11 protein-coding genes and 2 pseudogenes are annotated in these 17,707 nt (G+C 69.3%); 3 read left to right on the forward strand and 10 right to left on the reverse strand.

Going from position 1 to position 17,707, the window contains the following annotated elements:
- Positions 1-10 precede the first annotated feature (10 nt).
- From OG878_RS09520 to OG878_RS09540, 5 genes and pseudogenes are all read right to left on the reverse strand, one after another.
- Entirely contained in the window at positions 11-2,017 is a 2,007-nt protein-coding gene (locus OG878_RS09520; protein WP_328886381.1) for a glycosyltransferase, read from the reverse strand.
- Positions 2,018-2,020: 3 nt separating this feature from the next.
- Positions 2,021-3,691, reverse strand: a complete 1,671-nt coding sequence (locus tag OG878_RS09525) for a stealth family protein (protein ID WP_328886382.1) — start codon at positions 3,689-3,691, stop codon at positions 2,021-2,023.
- Positions 3,692-3,744: 53 nt separating this feature from the next.
- Positions 3,745-5,505: a stealth family protein gene (locus tag OG878_RS09530; protein WP_328886383.1), complete on the reverse strand. Its 1,761-nt coding sequence runs from the start codon at positions 5,503-5,505 to the stop codon at positions 3,745-3,747.
- 389 nt (positions 5,506-5,894) lie between these two features.
- The gene (locus OG878_RS09535; protein ID WP_328886384.1) at positions 5,895-6,908 is read right to left on the reverse strand and encodes a hypothetical protein; all 1,014 of its coding nucleotides are present in this window, start codon (positions 6,906-6,908) and stop codon (positions 5,895-5,897) included.
- A 203-nt stretch (positions 6,909-7,111) separates the two neighbouring features.
- Positions 7,112-7,927, reverse strand: a pseudogene (locus OG878_RS09540) (NAD-dependent epimerase/dehydratase family protein).
- Positions 7,928-8,151: 224 nt separating this feature from the next.
- Between OG878_RS09540 and OG878_RS09545 the strand changes: the two are divergent.
- On the forward strand, positions 8,152-9,258 hold the full coding sequence (locus OG878_RS09545) for an LCP family protein (RefSeq protein ID WP_328886385.1): 1,107 nt from the start codon (positions 8,152-8,154) through the stop codon (positions 9,256-9,258).
- Positions 9,259-9,393: 135 nt separating this feature from the next.
- A pseudogene (locus OG878_RS42225) lies at positions 9,394-9,545 on the forward strand (NTP pyrophosphohydrolase); the annotation flags it as partial.
- Positions 9,546-9,717: 172 nt separating this feature from the next.
- Here the strand turns inward: OG878_RS42225 and OG878_RS09555 are convergent.
- On the reverse strand, positions 9,718-10,842 hold the full coding sequence (locus OG878_RS09555; protein ID WP_328886386.1) for a hypothetical protein: 1,125 nt from the start codon (positions 10,840-10,842) through the stop codon (positions 9,718-9,720).
- Positions 10,843-11,082: 240 nt separating this feature from the next.
- Here OG878_RS09555 and OG878_RS09560 point away from each other — a divergent pair, with 240 nt between their 5' ends.
- On the forward strand, positions 11,083-11,481 hold the full coding sequence (locus OG878_RS09560; protein ID WP_328886387.1) for an NTP pyrophosphohydrolase: 399 nt from the start codon (positions 11,083-11,085) through the stop codon (positions 11,479-11,481).
- A 162-nt stretch (positions 11,482-11,643) separates the two neighbouring features.
- On the opposite strand, the gene OG878_RS09565 is transcribed toward OG878_RS09560, so the two are convergent.
- From OG878_RS09565 to OG878_RS09580, 4 genes are all read right to left on the reverse strand, one after another.
- Positions 11,644-13,155, reverse strand: coding sequence for an amino acid permease (locus OG878_RS09565; RefSeq protein WP_328886388.1), 1,512 nt, complete (start codon positions 13,153-13,155; stop codon positions 11,644-11,646).
- Between the two features lie 190 nt (positions 13,156-13,345).
- Complete coding sequence (gene dxs, locus OG878_RS09570) at positions 13,346-15,274, reverse strand: 1-deoxy-D-xylulose-5-phosphate synthase (RefSeq protein ID WP_328891193.1); 1,929 nt, start codon at positions 15,272-15,274, stop codon at positions 13,346-13,348.
- A gap of 175 nt (positions 15,275-15,449) precedes the next feature.
- Positions 15,450-16,754, reverse strand: coding sequence for a sugar ABC transporter permease (locus OG878_RS09575; protein WP_328886389.1), 1,305 nt, complete (start codon positions 16,752-16,754; stop codon positions 15,450-15,452).
- Entirely contained in the window at positions 16,751-17,539 is a 789-nt protein-coding gene (locus tag OG878_RS09580) for an ATP-binding cassette domain-containing protein (RefSeq protein ID WP_328886390.1), read from the reverse strand. The genes OG878_RS09575 and OG878_RS09580 overlap by 4 nt, the downstream gene beginning before the upstream one ends.
- Between the last annotated feature and the right edge of the window lie 168 nt (positions 17,540-17,707).

Consider the following 17,707-nt stretch of genomic DNA (forward strand, 5'->3'; position numbering starts at 1 on the left):
GGCCGCTCTGTCAGTGATGCTCGGTCACCACGAGCGAGAGTTCGTTGTCCGCGGTGAAGTAGGGGCGCAGTCCGACGACGGCACGGCCGACGTCGGGGCCGAACAGGTCCGTCGGCTCCTCCCGCACCAGCTCCGGGAAGCGCTGCACATCGCGCCTCACCACCTGGTCGTCGGCGATGCGCGCCACCCTGACCGGCTCGCTGCCGCTGCTGTCGGTGAGCAGCACGTCCCAGTTCTCGCGCATGAGCAGCCGGGCCCTCATGGCCTCGTCCATGTTCAATTCCGCGCCGAACCAGCCATCTTCGAAGCGCACCCGACCGGCTTCCAGCGTGCGCGCGGGCTCCTGGCGCCGACGCAGCAGCAGCAACAGCTCGCCGCCGAGCTGCCACTCCCCCTGCAGCCAGCCCGTCAGCCACAGGCTCGTGTCGCTGTAGTCGACGGCCACCAGCTCGGCATGGCTCGGCCGGGACCAGACACGCAGACGCAGATAGCCGCCCTCGGTCGCGTACGGCAGGACCCAGTGGAAGTGGTCCAGGTCGCTCAGGTGTCCGACGTCGCGTGCCCCGCCGAGCGTGCACCGCCCGTAGCGCAGGCGCCTCTCCTTGCCCCTGCCGTCCACCACGTAGAGATCGGCGCGTCCCTCGCCCAGCACGGCAAGCGCGCGAGCGTCGATCAGGGCCCGGGTCCCGCCGCTCTCGACGGCGAAGTCGACCACTTCCTCGCGGCCTTTGCCCTGCTCCTTGACGCGCACGGTGCGGGCACCGGACACGCCACGCAAGGTGACCTCCCATGCGCCGTTCGGCAGCACCCGGCTGTCAGCGGTGGGGAGGGGGCGGGCCTCGGCGGGCGCGCCGCCGCCCGTGCGCCGCCCCTTGCCCCAGCGGCCGCGTATCCCGGCCTTGACCGTCCTGAACAGTTCCTCGTACGCGTCGCCGACCTGCTCCGTGCCTGCGGACTGTGCGGTCCGCAGGGCCTGGGCCCGATGCGCGGAGCGCAGTCGCTCGTCCGCCATGTAGCGCTCCAGAGCGCGGGCCGTGGCATGGACGTCACCGACCGGCACCAGCAGCCCGCCGTGGCCCTCGGCCAGCACCTCGGGAGCTCCGTAGGGCACCTCCGTAGCGACCACGGGCGTGGCCTGGGCGAGCGCCTCCAACACCGGACGAGCACTGTCCACGCGCTCCGCGGTCACCAGGGCGATGTCGGCGTCGTAGAAGTCCTCTTCGCCGGCTTCCCGGTCGAACAGCAGCACATGGTCATGGAGTCCCAGCGCGGTGACCAGTTCGCGGGTCTCACGGCGCAGCGGCCCGGTGCCGACGACCCTCAGCTGCCAGCCCGGTTGAGCCGCACGGGTCTGGGCGAAGGCGTGCAGCGCCAAGTCGACGCGCCGGTGCGAGATCAGCCGCCCGGCGCTGATCACCACACCTGTCGTCGGTTTGTCCGGGCTCTCGGCAAGCAGCACCGGCTCAGCAATGTGGCGCACCTCGACGCCTGCGGCGCGCAGCGCTTGGTACTCGGGGGCGGCGGCGTCGCCTTGGGTGAGCGGGACGACCGCGTCCAGCTCGCGGTAGAGCTCCGTCCAGCGGGCGCGCACCGACTCCGGGAGTCGCTCGACAGGTACCGGCTGGCGGGCGATGCGCCGCGCGTGGGGTACGCGGCACTGAGCCAGGGCCGCACCGAGTGCGGAGCTGAGGGCGACCACCACGTCGGCACCGCTCGCGGACAGGTGCTTGCGGAGCCTTCCGTCGTCGGCGCGGTTGTAGCGCCGGAACTCGGGGTCGCCGGCGATGACGAGCTGTGAGGTGTCGTCGTCGTCCCGGTCGCCGGCCCCGACCGAGGGAGCGAGGGCCAGGACGTCGACGTTCTCCGGGAGCCGCAGCCCCGGGTGCGGTGCGGCGGCGCCTCGCACGGTGACGACGGTCACCCGGTGCCTGGCGACGAGGGACTGGGCGAGCCGGGCAGCCGCCCGCGCGCCGATGGAATCGGTGGCCAGGGTATGGACCAGGATTTCGATGTTCATGGCTCAGGCCGCCGTCTTCTCGTACGGGCTCGGCACCGGGTAGAAGGCCTCGAGGAACCGGTGGAGCACCTGACTCTGGTGCTCGATCTCGGCGGGGTCGCTCGCGGAGTCGTTGAGGCAGAAGGTGTCCCGGTCCCGGCGCAGCAGCAGCAGTTCCAGCTTGTGCTCCAGCTCGGGATCGTCCAGCGCGAAGTAGCCGTACCGGAGGTCGCCGGGCAGGCTGCACCCCGAGTAGTAGCTGTAGTAGTGGTGCAGCGAGGAGGCTATGGACAGGTCGGAGATACTCCGCACGGGACTGGCGGAGGTGCGCCGGTGCTCTTCGGGGAAGTCCCGTTCGATGGCGGCAAGGATGTCCCGGTTGAGCGCGTACGGCACATGCTTCATCTTCTGTACGAGCGTGCGGCCAAAGCGCTCCTGGATGAGCCGACGGTTGTTCTTCGCGGCGACCGAGGTGGGCACCTCATCGGGCTCCGGGGGGCCATAGGGGACCTGTGCCGGGGACGGGAAGAACTTGGCGATGCCGTTGGGGTGGAAGAACGCGGAGGGAGTGAGGGTCCGGCCGATGAACATGTCGTCGTTGAAGTAGACGAAGTGGCGCGACAGTCCGGGGATGTGGTGCAGCCTGGACTCGATCGCATGGCTGTTGAAGGTGGGCAGGTGGGAGGGGTCGTCGAAGATCTCCCGGTGGTCCACCACCCGGGCCCTGCCGTCGCCGTCGGCCCACCAGTGCGGAATCTGCTGGTCGGTGACGATGTAGATGTTCCGCACCCACGGCATGAACATCCGCACCGAGCGAAGGCTGTACTTCAGCTCGTCGCGGGAGACATAACGGGCCAGGCTTGCCGCCTCCGCATGGAAGACCTCACCGCGGCTCTCGGCGCGGCGCCGTTGCCAGGCCGGGTCGTCGCCGTCCACCCAGGTGTACACGACGTCGATGGGGAAGGGGTGCTCGTCGGGGAAGGGGATGTCCAGTTCGGGGCGGGTGCGTGTCGGGCGCAGCGGCGGCACCTCGGACTCGTGGGCCCGGCCCACGAGCCTGGTCATCTGCTCTCCAGGGACGACAATCTGCTGGTGGCCGAGGAAGACGTGCTCGCTGGCGCGGTTGCGGCGGGGTGCGACAAGGCGGTCGACTCCCTGGCCGGGCACGCTCTCCTCGGGCTCCCAGAACTCGATGTCACAGCCCGTATCGGCACCATGCGTCAGGTGCCCTTCCTCCGTGGTGCGGAACCAGAAAGCGCGCACGACGGACAGGCCGTTCGCCCGCTCCCAGGTCTTGTCCGAGGAGCCGTCCCACGCGCCGTCGCCGGGGGCCATCCCGGCCTTGGGGCGGGCGATGTAGCCCCTGCTGTTGGACAGGCGGGCGCGCAGCGCCGCCAGGACCTCAGGGCGTCGACGCGCGTCGACGCCGACCGCGGAGGCGGTGTCGTCGAGGCCCGGCACCGCGAACCAGTCGATCCCCTCGGCTTCCAGGGCGCGACGGACTTCCAGGTTGTTCAGCTCACGCGCGGCGAGCGGTGTGAGACGGTCGTGCACCAGCGCGACACGCTTGTACATGTCCACGACGACCTGCCGCTCCGTACGGCTCCTGCGCAGTTGCGCCGGCTTGGGCTCCGGGCGAGGGCCGGTGCCCATGGCGGTCTCGCCAGCCGTTTCTCGGCTGGAGGTGTCAAACACGCGGTTCACTTTCGTTACGGGGGATGGGTGCTGCGGCAGGGGGAGCGGTTCGCTCACCGTTTGATTTCGGCCTTCCGTGACCGGATCGACCGGTTAGCGTTGCGGTACTCGTCCGAGTCCACCCGCTCGAAGCGGCTGGGGACGGGGAAGTATGCGTCGAGAAAATTCCTGACCATGCGCTCCTGAGCCTCCGGGTCGGCATGCTCGACGGTGTCGTTCAGGCAGAACGTGTCGAAGTTCCGATGAGCGAGGAGGTTGTCCAGGCGGCGTCGGGCCTGGTCGGCGGCGAGGTCGATGTACTGGTAGCGCAGGTTCCCGACGGTCGTACGGCCGGTGTGGAAGCCGTAGTAGTGGTGCAGGGACGAGGCGATCGGGACGTCCTCGGGGGACCGGAAGCGGGAGTGCTGGGTGCGGCGGTGTTCCTCGCTGTAGACCAGCTCGATGTCGGCGAGGATGCTACGGCGCAGCGGATGCGGGGTGTGCTTCATCTTCTGCGCGATACGGGTGCCGAAGGACCGCTCGATCAGTGCCCGGCTGTTCTTGCCCGCTGCGTTCACCGGCAGGTCGTCCGTGTCCGCGGGGCCGCTCGGTATGAGTGCCTTGGACTGGAAGAACTTGGTCAGGCCGTTGGTGTGGAAGAAGCGTTCGGCGCCGACCGGGCGGCCGAGGAACACATCGTCGTTGAGGTAGAGGAAGTGCTCGGACAGGCCGTCGATGTGGTGCAGCTGGCTTTCGATGGCGTGTGAGTTGAATGTGGGCAGAGCAGCGGGGTCCGAGAAGATCTCGCGGTGGTCGACGACCTGGATGCCTGGGGCATCGGTGTCCAGCCAGCCGGGCACCTGTCCCGCGGTGACCAGATAGACGGTGCGGACCCAGGGTGCGTACTGGTGCAGGGAGCGCAGGGAGTAGCGCAGTTCGTCGCGACTGGTGAAGCGCGCGTCGTTGGCTGCCTGGGCATGCAGGGCCTGAGGCGGGCCGCCCATCCGTCCCGAGCGGACGGCGTCGCGTTCGGCGCTCCATTTGGGGTCGGAGTCGTCGACCCAGGTGTAGACGACGTCGATGGGGAAGAGGTGGTCCTCTGCCAGGGGTTGGGTGAATTCGGCTACCGTACGCGCGCTGCCCGTGGTGTAGGCGCCGGGCACCAGGGCGAACAGGGCCTGCGGGACGGTGTGGCGTGGTGCGTCGACCGGCACCTCGTCCACCACCCGGTTGGGGCGGGGTGCCTCCAACCGGCCGTTTCGTTCCGCCCAGAACTCCAGGTCACAGCCCTGATCAGCGCCGAAGACGAGCTCTTCGGTGGGGTCGGTGACGTACCAGGCGACCCGGAGGGCGTCGTGCCTGCGCAACTGGCGCCAGGACCTGTCGTCGTCGCCAGGTCGCATGCCCGACTCCGATGCGGTGGCCGCGCCCACGTAGCCCGGAGTCTGTTCGAATGCGATCTGGAGCATCTCCTCCGCCGACTCGCGCAACCCGACGGGTACCGCGACCGTCGGAACGTCGTTCGTGGCACCGCGGACGCAGAAGTAGTCGATCCCCCCGGCCTCCAGCGTGGCGATGAGAATGTGCAGATTACGGGCCCGGGCAGCCCACGCCGTGGCGCCTTCCACGAGCAGGGCATGCATGTGCCGGCCCTTGAAACGCACCACCCGGCGCGTGGAGGCCGCACTGTGCCGGGGCGCGTTGCGGCGGCCGCCCATCGCCCAGACGACCGTCGCCGACCGGATGGCGTCGACCGAGGTGAACGAGGACTTCACGGCGGAGCGCAGCGGGGCCGGCACCTTGCGGACGATGCCTCTTCGTGCGCCCGCCGGCATCACGGACCGGTACGCCGAAACCAGCGATCCCGCCTCCGGATTGCCGGAACCGACCACGAGGCATCCACCACCCACGCCACTGCGGTCCAGCGTCTGACGCGACCAGGCACCACCTCGTGCCCGGACGACGGACGGTATGAGACCGAAACCTGTCATCCCCATTGAGACCGCCCCGCTGGACGGTCACACCTGCTCACCCGCGAGCGAGTCACAGAACCTTCACATAAAGAACCGATCAACGTCCAGCCAATGAAGTGGATATATACGACATTTACCCCGTGATGAATCCCACTAGGTGTTCGTACAACCTTTTATAACTTCACGAGAACACCACATGAAATCGAGGCGACGCGCCGGTGTCGCCCAGCACTGCAGAAGGTGCCGTCAGATCACAGCCGGTGCCAGTGCGGCGAGAGCGTGAGCCCCGGGCCCGGTTCCTGTCGGGCGACGGACACCGCCCCGTTCCGCCCGCGAACCGCTACGACGACGCGACCGTGTCCGTCGAGGGCGAGCGCGGGATCACCGACGCACTCCTCGGCGGTGTCCGACCACCAGACGCCACCCTGCTCACCCTCGGTACTGCAGACCCCGATCAGCAAGGTGCCGCCCGCCCCGCGCTGCGCGAGAACCGTGCAGTCATAGCCGTCGAGCGGGGTGCGCAATGCCACGACGGCGCCGTCCCCAGGCTGTCCGCCCACCGGCACGGGCCAAGTGCCCGCCCGGTAGGAGACGACCCCCGTCCTGTTCGTATCGGTCCAGTAGTAGGTGAGACGGTCAGGCGCAGTCTCCAGCGCCGTCGCGGAACCCTCCAGAGCATGGAACGGCAAGGGCGGAACGATCAGCAGCGGGCCGTCCGGTTCGTCCTGACGCCACTGCTGCGCCCCGCGATCACTGGGTGCGAAGACCTCCACGAGCCCGCGCGAGGTCACCGACGGCACGATGTCGGCGGCAAGTCCGGCGCCTTTGAGGTCCTGCCAGGCTCCCCATTTGCCGCCCTTCCCTTCGCGACGCACCTGCAGTCCGCGACCCGCGTTGCGCACGAAGACGAAGACCGTCCCCCGTGCGTCGACAGCCCCGGCCGGCGCACTCACCTTCCGGCCCGTCTCCCGGTCACGGTAGAAGTTGCCGAGGGAGCGCCATTCGGCGACGGGACGGCCGGTCTGGTACTGGACCGCGTGCACGATGTCCACGCTCGGCCCGTCGGAACCACGGCGCTCGCGCCGCCCGAGGAAGTGCACGTACGAGTCGGCACCCTGAACGATGGTGAGGTCCGTCAGGTCCGCGATCGGCACGAAGTCCGGGCCGTCCCACCGGTCCCCGCCCGGGCTCTGCTGCGTCCAGCGCAACAGACCGCCGTCCGTACGGGCGTAGAGCGTAAGCCTGCCGTCCTTGCCGAGCGTCATCCAGCGGCCACGCGGCGTTCCGCACACCTGATGGCGCCCGGACGACGGAGCGAGAGGGGGGGCACTGCTCGCGGAGTCCGATCCTCTTCTCCGCATGACCCGTAACACCCTCTCTGCCTCACCGGTTGTTCATCCTGCCCTCACGGGGCCGACACATCATATGCTCAGCGTCAACTGCCCCCGGCGGGTCGTCGGCACCCGGTTCAGCGCCGCGCCTGCAGCATCCGCAGACACCACCCGGCCCATGCGGAAGCGACCTCGGCACGCTCATCGTGCTCCGCGTGCCAACCCAGCTCGCCGCGGATGCGGTCGGCGGCGGCCACGACGGGCAGGGGCACCGGCCCGGCGCGGGCACTCACGGGTGTGGCGGCGGCACTGTATCCGGTCACTTCCCCAATCAGTTCGATCATCTCCCGCACGGAGACACCCTCCCCGCGGCGGATGTCGACGATCAGGTCGGTGCCCGGCTCACGGTCGAGGAGTGCTCGCGCCGCGGCCGGCTGCGCGGGTTGAGGACGCCCGTGTCGGCGAGGGTCGGTGTGAACGCGCCGGCAACGTTGAAGTACCGCATCGAGGCGGTGGCGATGCCCTGCGCCTCCCCGCGGCGCGCTCCATCCACTCACCGGTCAGCTCGGTCTCGCCGTAGGGGTTGACCGGGTCGCACGGAGTGTCCTCCGTCACAAGCCGCACACCGGGCATGCCGTCGACGGCCACCGAGGACGAGAACAGGAAGGCGCGCAACCGCTGTCGGCGACCGCCTCCAGCCGGGTCCACAGACCCTGCACGTTCTCCCGGCAGTAGGACAGCGGGCGTTCCACGAACTCGGCGACCTGCTTCTTCGCCGCGAGTCGGACCACGCCGTGCACCGACAGATCCGTCAGGGTGCGTCGCAGTTGAGCTGCATCGAGCGTCGATCCCTGCACGAACGGAACGTCCGCGGGAACCCGCGAACGGTCGCCCGTCGAGAGGTCGTCGTGCACGGCGACCGGCTCACCCGCCTCCCGCGTGGCGCGCACCACGTGCACACCGATGAAACCCGCCCCGCCCGTAATCAACCAAGTCGCGAGCGAATGACAGTTCGAGTGCTCACGTCAGGATGACGAGAACCAAAACACACATTCGCACGATCCTCTGTTCTATAGTGCTCGGTCAGTCATGCTTACACGGACCGGTCACGCCCCCCACCCGAGTCCCACGCACTTCACCGCCCACCCCGGGCAATGAGATTGAGGACTCGACCACGATGAGCCACGACGCCATGACACCGGGCCCGCGCGACAGTCGTTCGACCTCTCACGGCGGCGGACGGAACCGAAGAGGCACGCCCCGCAAGCGCCGCCGCGGTCTCAAGATCACCCTCAGCATCGTGCTCGTGCTGCTGCTCGCCGCCGGTGGCACCGTCTGGTGGTTGTACAGCCACCTCGACAAGAACATCAAGGGCGTCGACATCAACAAGGCGCTCGGCGACGACCGTCCGGAGAAGCTGCCCACCAGCGGTCAGAATCTCCTGGTGCTCGGCTCCGACTCGCGGGCCGGTGCGGAGAACAAGGCGCTGGGCGGCGGCGGCAGCGTCGGCGGCGCCCGGTCCGACACCGCGATGGTGGTGCACATACCCGAGGGCCGGAGCAGGGCCGTCGCCGTGTCCATACCGCGCGACACCCTCGTCACCCGGCCCGAGTGCACCAAGGCCGACGGTTCGACGACTCCGTCCGCGAACCGCGTGATATTCAACTCCGTCTACTCACAGGTCGGTCCGGCCTGTGTGGTCAAGACCGTCGAGAAGATGTCCGGCGTCCGGATCGACCACTATCTGGAGATCAACTTCGCCGGGTTCAAGGATCTGGTGGACGCCATCGGCGGGGTCACGGTCGATGTTCCGCAGGACATCCACGACACGTCGTCCGGCCTCGACCTCACGGCCGGCCCGCACAAGCTCGACGGCACCCAGTCCCTCTCGTACGTCCGCACCCGGCACGGCATCGGCGACGGCAGCGACCTGGGCCGGATCGGTCTCCAGCAGCAGTTCCTCCTCGCGCTGCTGAGCGAGGTCAAGTCGCAGGATCTGCTGAGCAGTCCGACCAACTCGTACAAGATCGCCAACTCGGCCACCAAGTCGCTGACCACCGACTCGGGCCTCGCCTCGCTGAAGTCCCTGGCGGAGTTCGCCCGGTCGATGAACGGCGTGGACCCGAGCACCATGGAAACGATCATGCTTCCGGTGGAGTACGACAAGCAGGACCCGAACCGCGTGGTGGCTGCCCAGCCGCAGTCCGGTGACCTCTGGAAGGCCATCCGCAAGGACGGCACCATCCCGGAGTCCGCGAAGAAGTCCCCCGCCACCGGCGGCTGACGAACCATGTGACGGCGGGTGCGTGGCACCCCTCCGGCATGGCCACCGAACGGGCCCTGGTGACCGTGGCCCCGGCCCACGTGGTCGGGGTGACGCCGCGAGAGCGCCTCGCTGACCGAAGGGGGCAGAGGGCGACGGGACCGTCCGGGCGCGGCCGAGCGGCTGCGGGACTTCCTGGTCCCGCCGGCCGCGGCCGGGGCTACCCGGGCACCCCGGGCCCCGTCGAGCCGGTGCCGGTCGTCGAGGGCGCGGCCCGCGGTGTGGAGTCGGTGCCACGGGTACGGATCAGCATGCGCCGCCGCCCTGCCTGCAACCACGAACGCGATCCCGCCCGCTCCGGGCCCCCGGTCCGCTGGGCCATGAACGACGTGTTGCTCCTACGGCCCGCACGCGGCAGGCCCCAGCAGGACGTCGGCGCAGACCGCTGCGGCGCGCCCTGTCAGCCGGTCCCGGGCCCGCTCACACCCGCTCGGCGGGATCCATCGCCAGACCCGGTTCGCGGTTCTGCCGGGCCACGTACAGCCGGCCGTCCGCCCCGATCATGGCGAGGACCACACGTCCGTGCACATCGAGCGCCAACGCCGGCGTCGCGGCGGTCCGTTCGCCCGTCGGCGACCACCAGAGTCCGCCGCCCTCGTTCTCCGTTCCGCAGGCCGCGAGCATGACGTGCCCGTCAAGGTCGCGGTGCGCGAGGATCGTGCAGTCGTAGCCGTCCAGCAACGCGCGCAGCACGGTGATCGGCCCCTCGGCCGGGGTGCCGCCGAGCGGGATGACCGCGGTGCCCAGCCGGTGTGCGACGATCCCACCGGTGGTGGGGTCGGTCCAGTAGAAGGTGTTCCGGCCCGGGGCGGTCTCCAGCGCGGCCACGCCGCCGGGAGCGATCTCGGCAGGGATGTTCGGCGCCTTTTCGAAGGCACCGTCGGCCTCGCTCTGGGTCCACCTCATGGCATGGCCGCTACCCGGTACCAGGAGCTCGATCCGCCCGGATTCGGCGACCGGCACGGCCATGGTGTCCTGCGCCAGGCTGCCCTTCAGGTCCGTCCACGCCTCCCACTTGGCGCTCTTGCCCTCGCGGCGCAGCATCATGCCGCCGCCGGCGTTGCGGACGAAGACGTTCGCCGCGCCGGACGGAGTGACGGCGGCCGCCGGGGGGCCGATCCGTGCGGCTCGTTCGGCGTCCTTGTGCGGGTTGCCCAGTGACCGCCATGAGGTGACGGGGCGGCCGGTCTGGTATTGGATGGCGTGCACGATGTCGACGGTCGGCAGGCCCTTGTCCTCGTCCAGCGACCGGCGCCCGAAGAAGTGGACATAGCTGTCCGCGCCCTGCGCGATGCCGAGGTGCGTCAGATGCGGAACCGGAATGAAGTCCGGACCCTGCCATCGAGGTCCGCCCGGATGCTCCTCGGTCCAGCGCAGGAGCCCGTCCCGATTGCGGGCGTAGGCAGTGAGCCTGCCGTCCTTGCCCTGGACGAGCCAGCGTCCGTCGACCGGGGACTCGGCCTCCCGCTGCTCGCTCCCGGTGTTCCGAAGGGTGCCCGTTCCCGAGGCCTTCCCTTGGGCGGCACGCCCCGACCTGACCCGCATGTCGTGAGGTCATCCTTCCCATGTTTGTCCGCTCCCGTTCTGCGGCCTGTTGTGCGGCCGACACGCGGAAGTCGGGAACGCCCATCATAGAATCACCGTTCGAAGGAAACGGAATCGCCATCCGTCCGCTCGGGCGACCCGTCCCGCTCGGGCGATCATGCTCCCGAACTCGGCAAAGAAATGCCCCGCCATCTGTGGCCGACGAGCCAGGGGCCGGTCGGTGCGTGGCACCCTTCCGGCATGGTGAGCGAACCGACCCTGGTGATCGTGGACGCGGCCAATGTGGTCGGGTCGGTACCCGACGGCTGGTGGCGGGACCGGCTGGGCGCGGCCGAGCGGCTGCGGGATGCCCTGGTCCCCCTGGCCGCGGCCGGGGTGCCCGGGCATCCCGGCCCCGTGGAGCTCGTGCTGGTCGTCGAGGGCGCGGCCCGCGGTGTGGAGTCGGTGCCGGGGGTACGGGTGGAGTCGGCGCCCGGCAGCGGTGACGACCTGATCGTCGAGCTCGCCGCCGCCGAGGCGGCACGGTCCGCGGACCGTGACTGTGTCGTGGTCACGGCCGACCGGGAACTGCGGCAGCGGGTCGAGGCGTGCGGGGCGTGGTGCGCGGGCCCGCGTACCGTCCGGCCGCGTACGGACTGAGACCGACCGGCAAATGGGGGGTGGGAGAAGGAGCGGAGCTGGGTACGTGCAGCTGCAAGGCGGCGGAGGGAGTCAACGCGGAGCGTTGGTGACCGACGACAACGCCGCAGATGTGCGTGCCCAGCCCCGCGACGCCGCCCCCCATCTGCCGGTCGGTCTACGCTACGGCCGGACGGCCGGCACATCGATCCGGCTGTGGCTGCGCCCGTACACGAAGTAGATGGCCACCCCGATCACCATCCAGGCGACGAACCGGAGCCATGTCTCCGCCGGCAGGTTGAGCATCAGCCACACCGAGGCCGCGACGGAGACGATCGGAAGCAGCGGCACCCACGGGGTGCGGAATGCGCGGTGCAGATCGGGCCGGGTACGGCGCAGCACCATGACGCCCAGGGCGACGACCACGAACGCGAAGAGGGTGCCGATGTTCACCAGCGTCGCCAGTTCGTTGATGCTGGTGAATCCGGCGATGATCGCGATGATCACGCCGAGCAGGATGGTCGGGCGGTACGGGGTGCCGAACCTCGGGTGCGTCTTCGAGAAGAAGCGCGGCAGCAGCCCGTCGCGGCTCATCGCGAAGAACACCCGGGTCTGCCCCAGCAGGAGAATCATGCAGACCGTCGTGAGGCCGACCGCCGCTCCGAAGCTGATGGTCCCGGCGTAGAAGGGATGCCCGACAGCCTTGAAGGCGTCGGCCAGCGGCGCGCTCACCGACAGCTGGGTGTAGTGCTCCATGCCGGTGACCACCAGCGATACGGCGACGTAGAGCACCGTGCAGATGAAGAGCGAGGCGAGGATGCCCCGCGGCATGTCGCGCTGCGGGATCTTGGTCTCCTCGGCGGCGGTGGCCACGACGTCGAAGCCGATGAAGGCGAAGAACACGACGGAGGCGGCGGTGAAGATGCCCAGGACGCCGAAGTCGGTGGGCGCGTAGCCGAAGATCAGCTGGATCAGCGGCGCGTTGAGCCCGGATCCGGTGGGCTGCGGCCGCGCCGGCGGGATGAAGGGCTGGTAGTTGGAGGCCTTGATGAAGAAGAGCCCCGCGACGATCACGATCAGGACCACGGCCACCTTGATGCCGACGACGACCGTCGTGACCCGGGCGGACAGCTTCATGCCGAGCACCAGGATCACGGTCAGGACGAGGACCAGGAGGAAGGCCAGGATGTCGAAGCCGAATCCTGTTGCCACATCCGGTCCGGCGAGCACCTCGGGCATGGTCCAGCCCACGTTGTCCATCAACGAGCGGACGTAGCCGGACCAGCCGACCGCCACCACCGCCGTGCCCAGGGCGAATTCCAGCACGAGGTCCCAGCCGATGATCCAGGCGATCAGTTCACCGAGCGAGGCGTACGCGAACGTGTACGCGGACCCCGCGACCGGGACGGTGGAGGCGAACTCGGCGTAACAGAGTGCGGCAAGGGCGCAGACGATACCCGCGGCCACGAACGCGAGAGCGGTGGCGGGCCCCGCCGTCTCCTTCGCCACCTTGCCCGTGAGGACGAAGATGCCGGTGCCGATGATGACACCCACCCCGAAGACGGTGAGGTCCAGGGCGGAGAGGGACTTCTTGAGCGCGTGCTCCGGCTCCTCGGTGTCGCGGATGGACTGCTCGACCGTCTTGGTCCGGAACAGTCCGTCGCTCCTGGGGGGTGTGTCCTGCTGCGCAGTCACCGGCGTACCTCCACGCACTCGTCGTGGACGCCATGATTGGGACAGCACCCGCGGCAACGGGCCCGTCGCCGGACGATTTCACGCGAATGGGCCGGTCGGACCACCCGTACAGGGTCGTCCGACCGGCCCATCGGCCGTATCGCTTTCGCTCGCACTCACCCGTCCGCGCACGGGTCGGTGCTCGTACGGGTCAGTCCCGGGCGGGCTCGATCACGGACGGCGTGTCGGCATCGCTCTCGAAGCGGCCGTCCAGTTTGGCCACCAGCCCCGTGACCTGTCGTGCGATGTCCGGCGCCGTCAGCCCGATCTCGGCCATGACCTCCTTGCGGGAGGCGTGGTCGAGGAAGCGCGGCGGGATGCCGAAGTCGCGCAGCGGTACGTCGACGCCGGCGTCGCGCAGCGACTGGGCGACGGCGGAGCCGACACCACCGGCCCGGCTGTTGTCCTCGACGGTGACGACGACCCGGTGCCGCTCGGCGAGCGGGGCCATGGCCTCGTCGACCGGCTTGACCCAGCGCGGGTCGACGACCGTGGTCGTGATGCCCTGGGCGTCGAGCAGATCGGCGATCTCCAGGCACATCGGGGCGAGCGCACCGACGGAGACCAGGAGGACGTCCGGGCGGGCCGTGTCGGGCCTGCGGAGCACGTCCATGCCACCGACCTTGCCGACGGCCTTGACCGACGGGCCGACCGCACCCTTGGAGAAGCGGACGACGGTCGGGGCGTCGTCGACCTCGACGGCCTCGCGCAGCTGGGCGCGGACCTGGTCGGCGTCGCGCGGGGCGGCGATCCGCAGGTCCGGCACGCACTGCAGGATCGACATGTCCCACATGCCGTTGTGCGAGGCGCCGTCGGTGCCGGTGATCCCCGCCCGGTCCAGGACGAACGTGACGCCGCACTTGTGCAGGGCGACGTCCATCAGGACCTGGTCGAAGGCCCGGTTGAGGAACGTGGCGTACACCGCGAAGACCGGGTGCAGTCCACCGGTGGCGAGGCCGGCCGCCGAGACCGCGCCGTGCTGCTCGGCGATGCCGACGTCGTAGATCCGGTCAGGGAATTCCTTCTCGAACGCGGTGAGGCCGACCGGCTGGAGCATGGCCGCGGTGATCGCGACGATGTCCTTGCGCTCCTTGCCGAGCTTGACCATCTCCTCGCCGAAGACGGAGGTCCAGTCGAGGCCGGAGGTGGCGACGGGCAGGCCGGTGTCGGGGTGGATCTTGCCGACGGCGTGGAAGCGGTCGGCCTCGTCGAGGAGCGCGGGGGTGTAGCCGCGGCCCTTCTCGGTCAGGCAGTGCACGATGACCGGCCCGCCGAAGCGCTTGGCCCGCTGCAGCGCGGACTCCAGGGCCTCGATGTCGTGGCCGTCGATCGGGCCGACGTACTTCAGGCCGAGGTCCTCGAACATGCCCTGCGGGGCGATGAAGTCCTTCAGCCCCTTCTTGGCGCCGTGCAGCGTCTCGTAGAGCGGCTTGCCGACAACGGGGGTGCGCTCCAGGATGTCCTTGCCGCGGGCCAGGAAGCGCTCGTAGCCGTCGGTGGTGCGCAGGGTGGCGAGGTGGTTGGCCAGGCCGCCGATGGTCGGGGCGTAGGAGCGCTCGTTGTCGTTGACGACGATGACGAGCGGGCGGTCCTTGGCGGCGGCGATGTTGTTCAGCGCCTCCCAGGCCATTCCGCCGGTGAGTGCGCCGTCACCGATGACCGCGACGACATGGTCGTCCTTCTTCAGTACCTCGTTGGCCTTCGCGAGGCCGTCGGCCCAGCCGAGGACGGTCGAGGCGTGCGAGTTCTCGATGATGTCGTGGTCGGACTCGGCGCGTGAGGGGTAGCCGGACAGGCCGCCCTTGCTCTTGAGCTTCGAGAAGTCCTGGCGACCGGTGAGGAGCTTGTGCACGTAGCTCTGGTGACCGGTGTCGAAGAGCACCCTGTCCTTCGGCGAATCGAAGACCCGGTGCAGGGCGATGGTCAGCTCGACGACACCCAGGTTGGGGCCGAGGTGGCCGCCGGTCTTGGAGACTGCGTCGACGAGGTAGGTCCGGATCTCCTCGGCGAGCTGGTCCAGCTGCTCGAGACTGAGCCGGTCCAGGTCGCGCGGTCCCCCGATGCGGGTCAGCAGGGCCACCCGTGCCTCCTTGCGTTTGAGCTGGTCGAGCATGCCGATCCGCTGAGTCTAATGTTCCGTCCGGCGCCGAGGTCATCGGGCGGTGCTTTCCGGTGCGAATCGGTGTGTGCGTACGGACGAACACGCAGGTGCCCGGCACCACGAAGGGTGCCGGGCACAGGCGCGGGTACCGCGGTCAGGCGCGGCCCGCCGTCTTCTGGGTCTTGCGGGTGATGGCGTCGATGACGACCGTGGCGAGCAGCACGCCACCGGTGATCATGTACTGGATCGGCGAGGCGATGCCCTGGAGGGCGAGGCCGTACTGGATCGAGATGATGACCAGCACACCGAGCAGTGCGTTCCAGGTGCGGCCACGGCCACCGAAGAGGCTTGTGCCACCGATGACGGCCGCCGCGATGGCGTTCATCAGGAGCTCACCGCTGCCCGCGCCCTGGTTGGCGGAGGTGATCTTGGAGGCGATGAAGAGGCCGCCGATCGCGGCGAAGGTGCCGGAGATCGCGTAGACCGACGTCCGGATCATCACCACGTTGATACCGGCACGGCGGGACGCCTCGACGCTGCCGCCGAGCGCGAAGATCTTGCGGCCGTACGAAGTGCGGCGCAGCACGAAGTCGGTCGCCACCAGCATGATCAGGAAGATCACCACGGCGAGCGGCACGCCCTTGTACTGGTTGAACATGATCGCGACGGCGAAGGCCACCACGGCCAGCCCGGCCGTGCGCACGATGATCTCGCTGAGCGGGCGCGACGGGACACCCACCGCCTCACGGCGACGGCTGTCGAAGAAGGCCGACAGGAAGTACGCCGCCACGGCGACCACGGCTAGGCCGTAGCCGGCCGCGACATCGCTGAAGTAGTAGCTGGTCAGCTTGGCGACCAGACCCTCGGAGTCGAGGTTGATGGTGCCGTTGGAGCCGAGGATCTGGAGCATGAAGCCGTTCCAGAACAGCAGACCGGCCAGGGTGACGGCGAAGGCGGGGACGCCGATCTTGGCAAAGATGTAGCCGTGGATCGCGCCGGCCACGGCGCCGGTGACGATCGCCAGGATCAGGGCCAGCCACTCGGACATGCCGTGGGTGACATTGAGGACGGCGAAGGTGGCGCCCGCGACACCGCTGACCGAGCCGACCGAGAGGTCGATCTCGCCGAGCAGCAGGACGAAGACGATACCGACCGCGATCATGCCGGTGCCGACCATGGCGACCGAGATGTCCGAGAGGTTGCCCGCGGTGAGGAAGTTCGAGTTGAGGCTCTGGAAGATCGCCCAGATGATGATCAGGCCGAGGACGACGGGGATCGAGCCCAGGTCGCCGGCCTTCATCTTGCGCTTGAACTCGCCGAGGTAACCGGCGATGCCCTGCTCACGGACGAGCAGCCGGGGGTCGACGGCGGTGACGGAGCCTGCCGCCGCAGCGGGGTTCTCGGCGGGCGCGTCGGCCGTCTTCGCCAGTATCGGCTTGGAGGTGTTGTCGGTGCTCACTTCTGGGCCTCCCCGTTGCGCGCCGCGCGGCGGGTCACGGCATTGTCCGTGGCGCCCGTGATCGCGGAGATGATCTCTTCCTGCGAGGTGGTCGCGACGTCGAAGACGCCGTTGTTGCGGCCCAGCCGGAGCACGGCGACCTTGTCGGCGACCGCCTTGACGTCCGCCATGTTGTGGCTGATGAGGATCACCGCGTGGCCGCGCTCGCGCAGCCGCTCGACGAGGTCGAGGACCTGGGCGGTCTGCTCGACACCGAGGGCCGCGGTCGGCTCGTCGAGGATGACGAGCTTGGGCTCACCGAGCATCGAACGGGCGATGGCCACGGTCTGGCGCTGACCGCCGGAGAGCGAGGCGATCGGGATACGGACGCTGGGGATACGGATCGACAGCGTGCTGAGGAGCTCGCGGGAGCGGCGCTCCATCTCGACCTCGTTGAGGACTCCGAACTTACGGAGCTCCCGGCCGAGGTAGAGGTTGCCGACGACATCGATGTTGTCGCAGAGCGCGAGGTCCTGATAAACGGTCGCGATGCCCAGGTTCTGGGCGTCGTGCGGCCGGTTGATCTGGACGCCCTTGCCCTCCCACTCGATGACTCCGTCATCGATGGGGTGGACCCCGGCGATCGTCTTGACCAGCGTTGACTTACCGGCACCGTTGTCGCCCACCAGGGCGACCACCTCGCCGGCGTGGACCTCGAGCTCTACATCGGTGAGCGCCTGAACGGCACCGAATCGCTTGGAGACCCCTCGCAACGCCAACACGGGCGTAGCGGACACGTGAACCATCTCCTTCGCCGCCTGACCGGCGGGGATGCCGCGCCGGGGGAGGGCGCGGTGGTCGAGCAGAAGAGAACAGAAGTGCGGAAGCGTTCCGCCCGGCGCCCCGCCCGATAGCGGGACGGTTGATGTGCGGGGCGCCGGACAGGCTTCCACGGGGTGCAAGCCACTGAGATT

Source organism: Streptomyces sp. NBC_00316 (assembly GCF_036158715.1).
In the GTDB taxonomy this organism is placed as follows: Bacteria; Actinomycetota; Actinomycetes; order Streptomycetales; family Streptomycetaceae; genus Streptomyces.

What these genes read in the sequence shown, in the direction of transcription:
- OG878_RS09520 (WP_328886381.1), bottom strand. Translation starts at nt 2,017, where the DNA reads ATGAACATCGAAATCCTGGTCCATACCCTGGCCACCGATTCCATCGGC.
- OG878_RS09530 (WP_328886383.1), bottom strand. Translation starts at nt 5,505, where the DNA reads ATGCCGGCGGGCGCACGAAGAGGCATCGTCCGCAAGGTGCCGGCCCCG.
- OG878_RS09535 (WP_328886384.1), bottom strand. Translation starts at nt 6,908, where the DNA reads ATGACGCTCGGCAAGGACGGCAGGCTTACGCTCTACGCCCGTACGGAC.
- OG878_RS09545 (WP_328886385.1), top strand. Translation starts at nt 8,152, where the DNA reads ATGAGCCACGACGCCATGACACCGGGCCCGCGCGACAGTCGTTCGACC.
- OG878_RS09555 (WP_328886386.1), bottom strand. Translation starts at nt 10,842, where the DNA reads ATGCGGGTCAGGTCGGGGCGTGCCGCCCAAGGGAAGGCCTCGGGAACG.
- OG878_RS09560 (WP_328886387.1), top strand. Translation starts at nt 11,083, where the DNA reads ATGGTGAGCGAACCGACCCTGGTGATCGTGGACGCGGCCAATGTGGTC.
- OG878_RS09580 (WP_328886390.1), bottom strand. Translation starts at nt 17,539, where the DNA reads ATGGTTCACGTGTCCGCTACGCCCGTGTTGGCGTTGCGAGGGGTCTCC.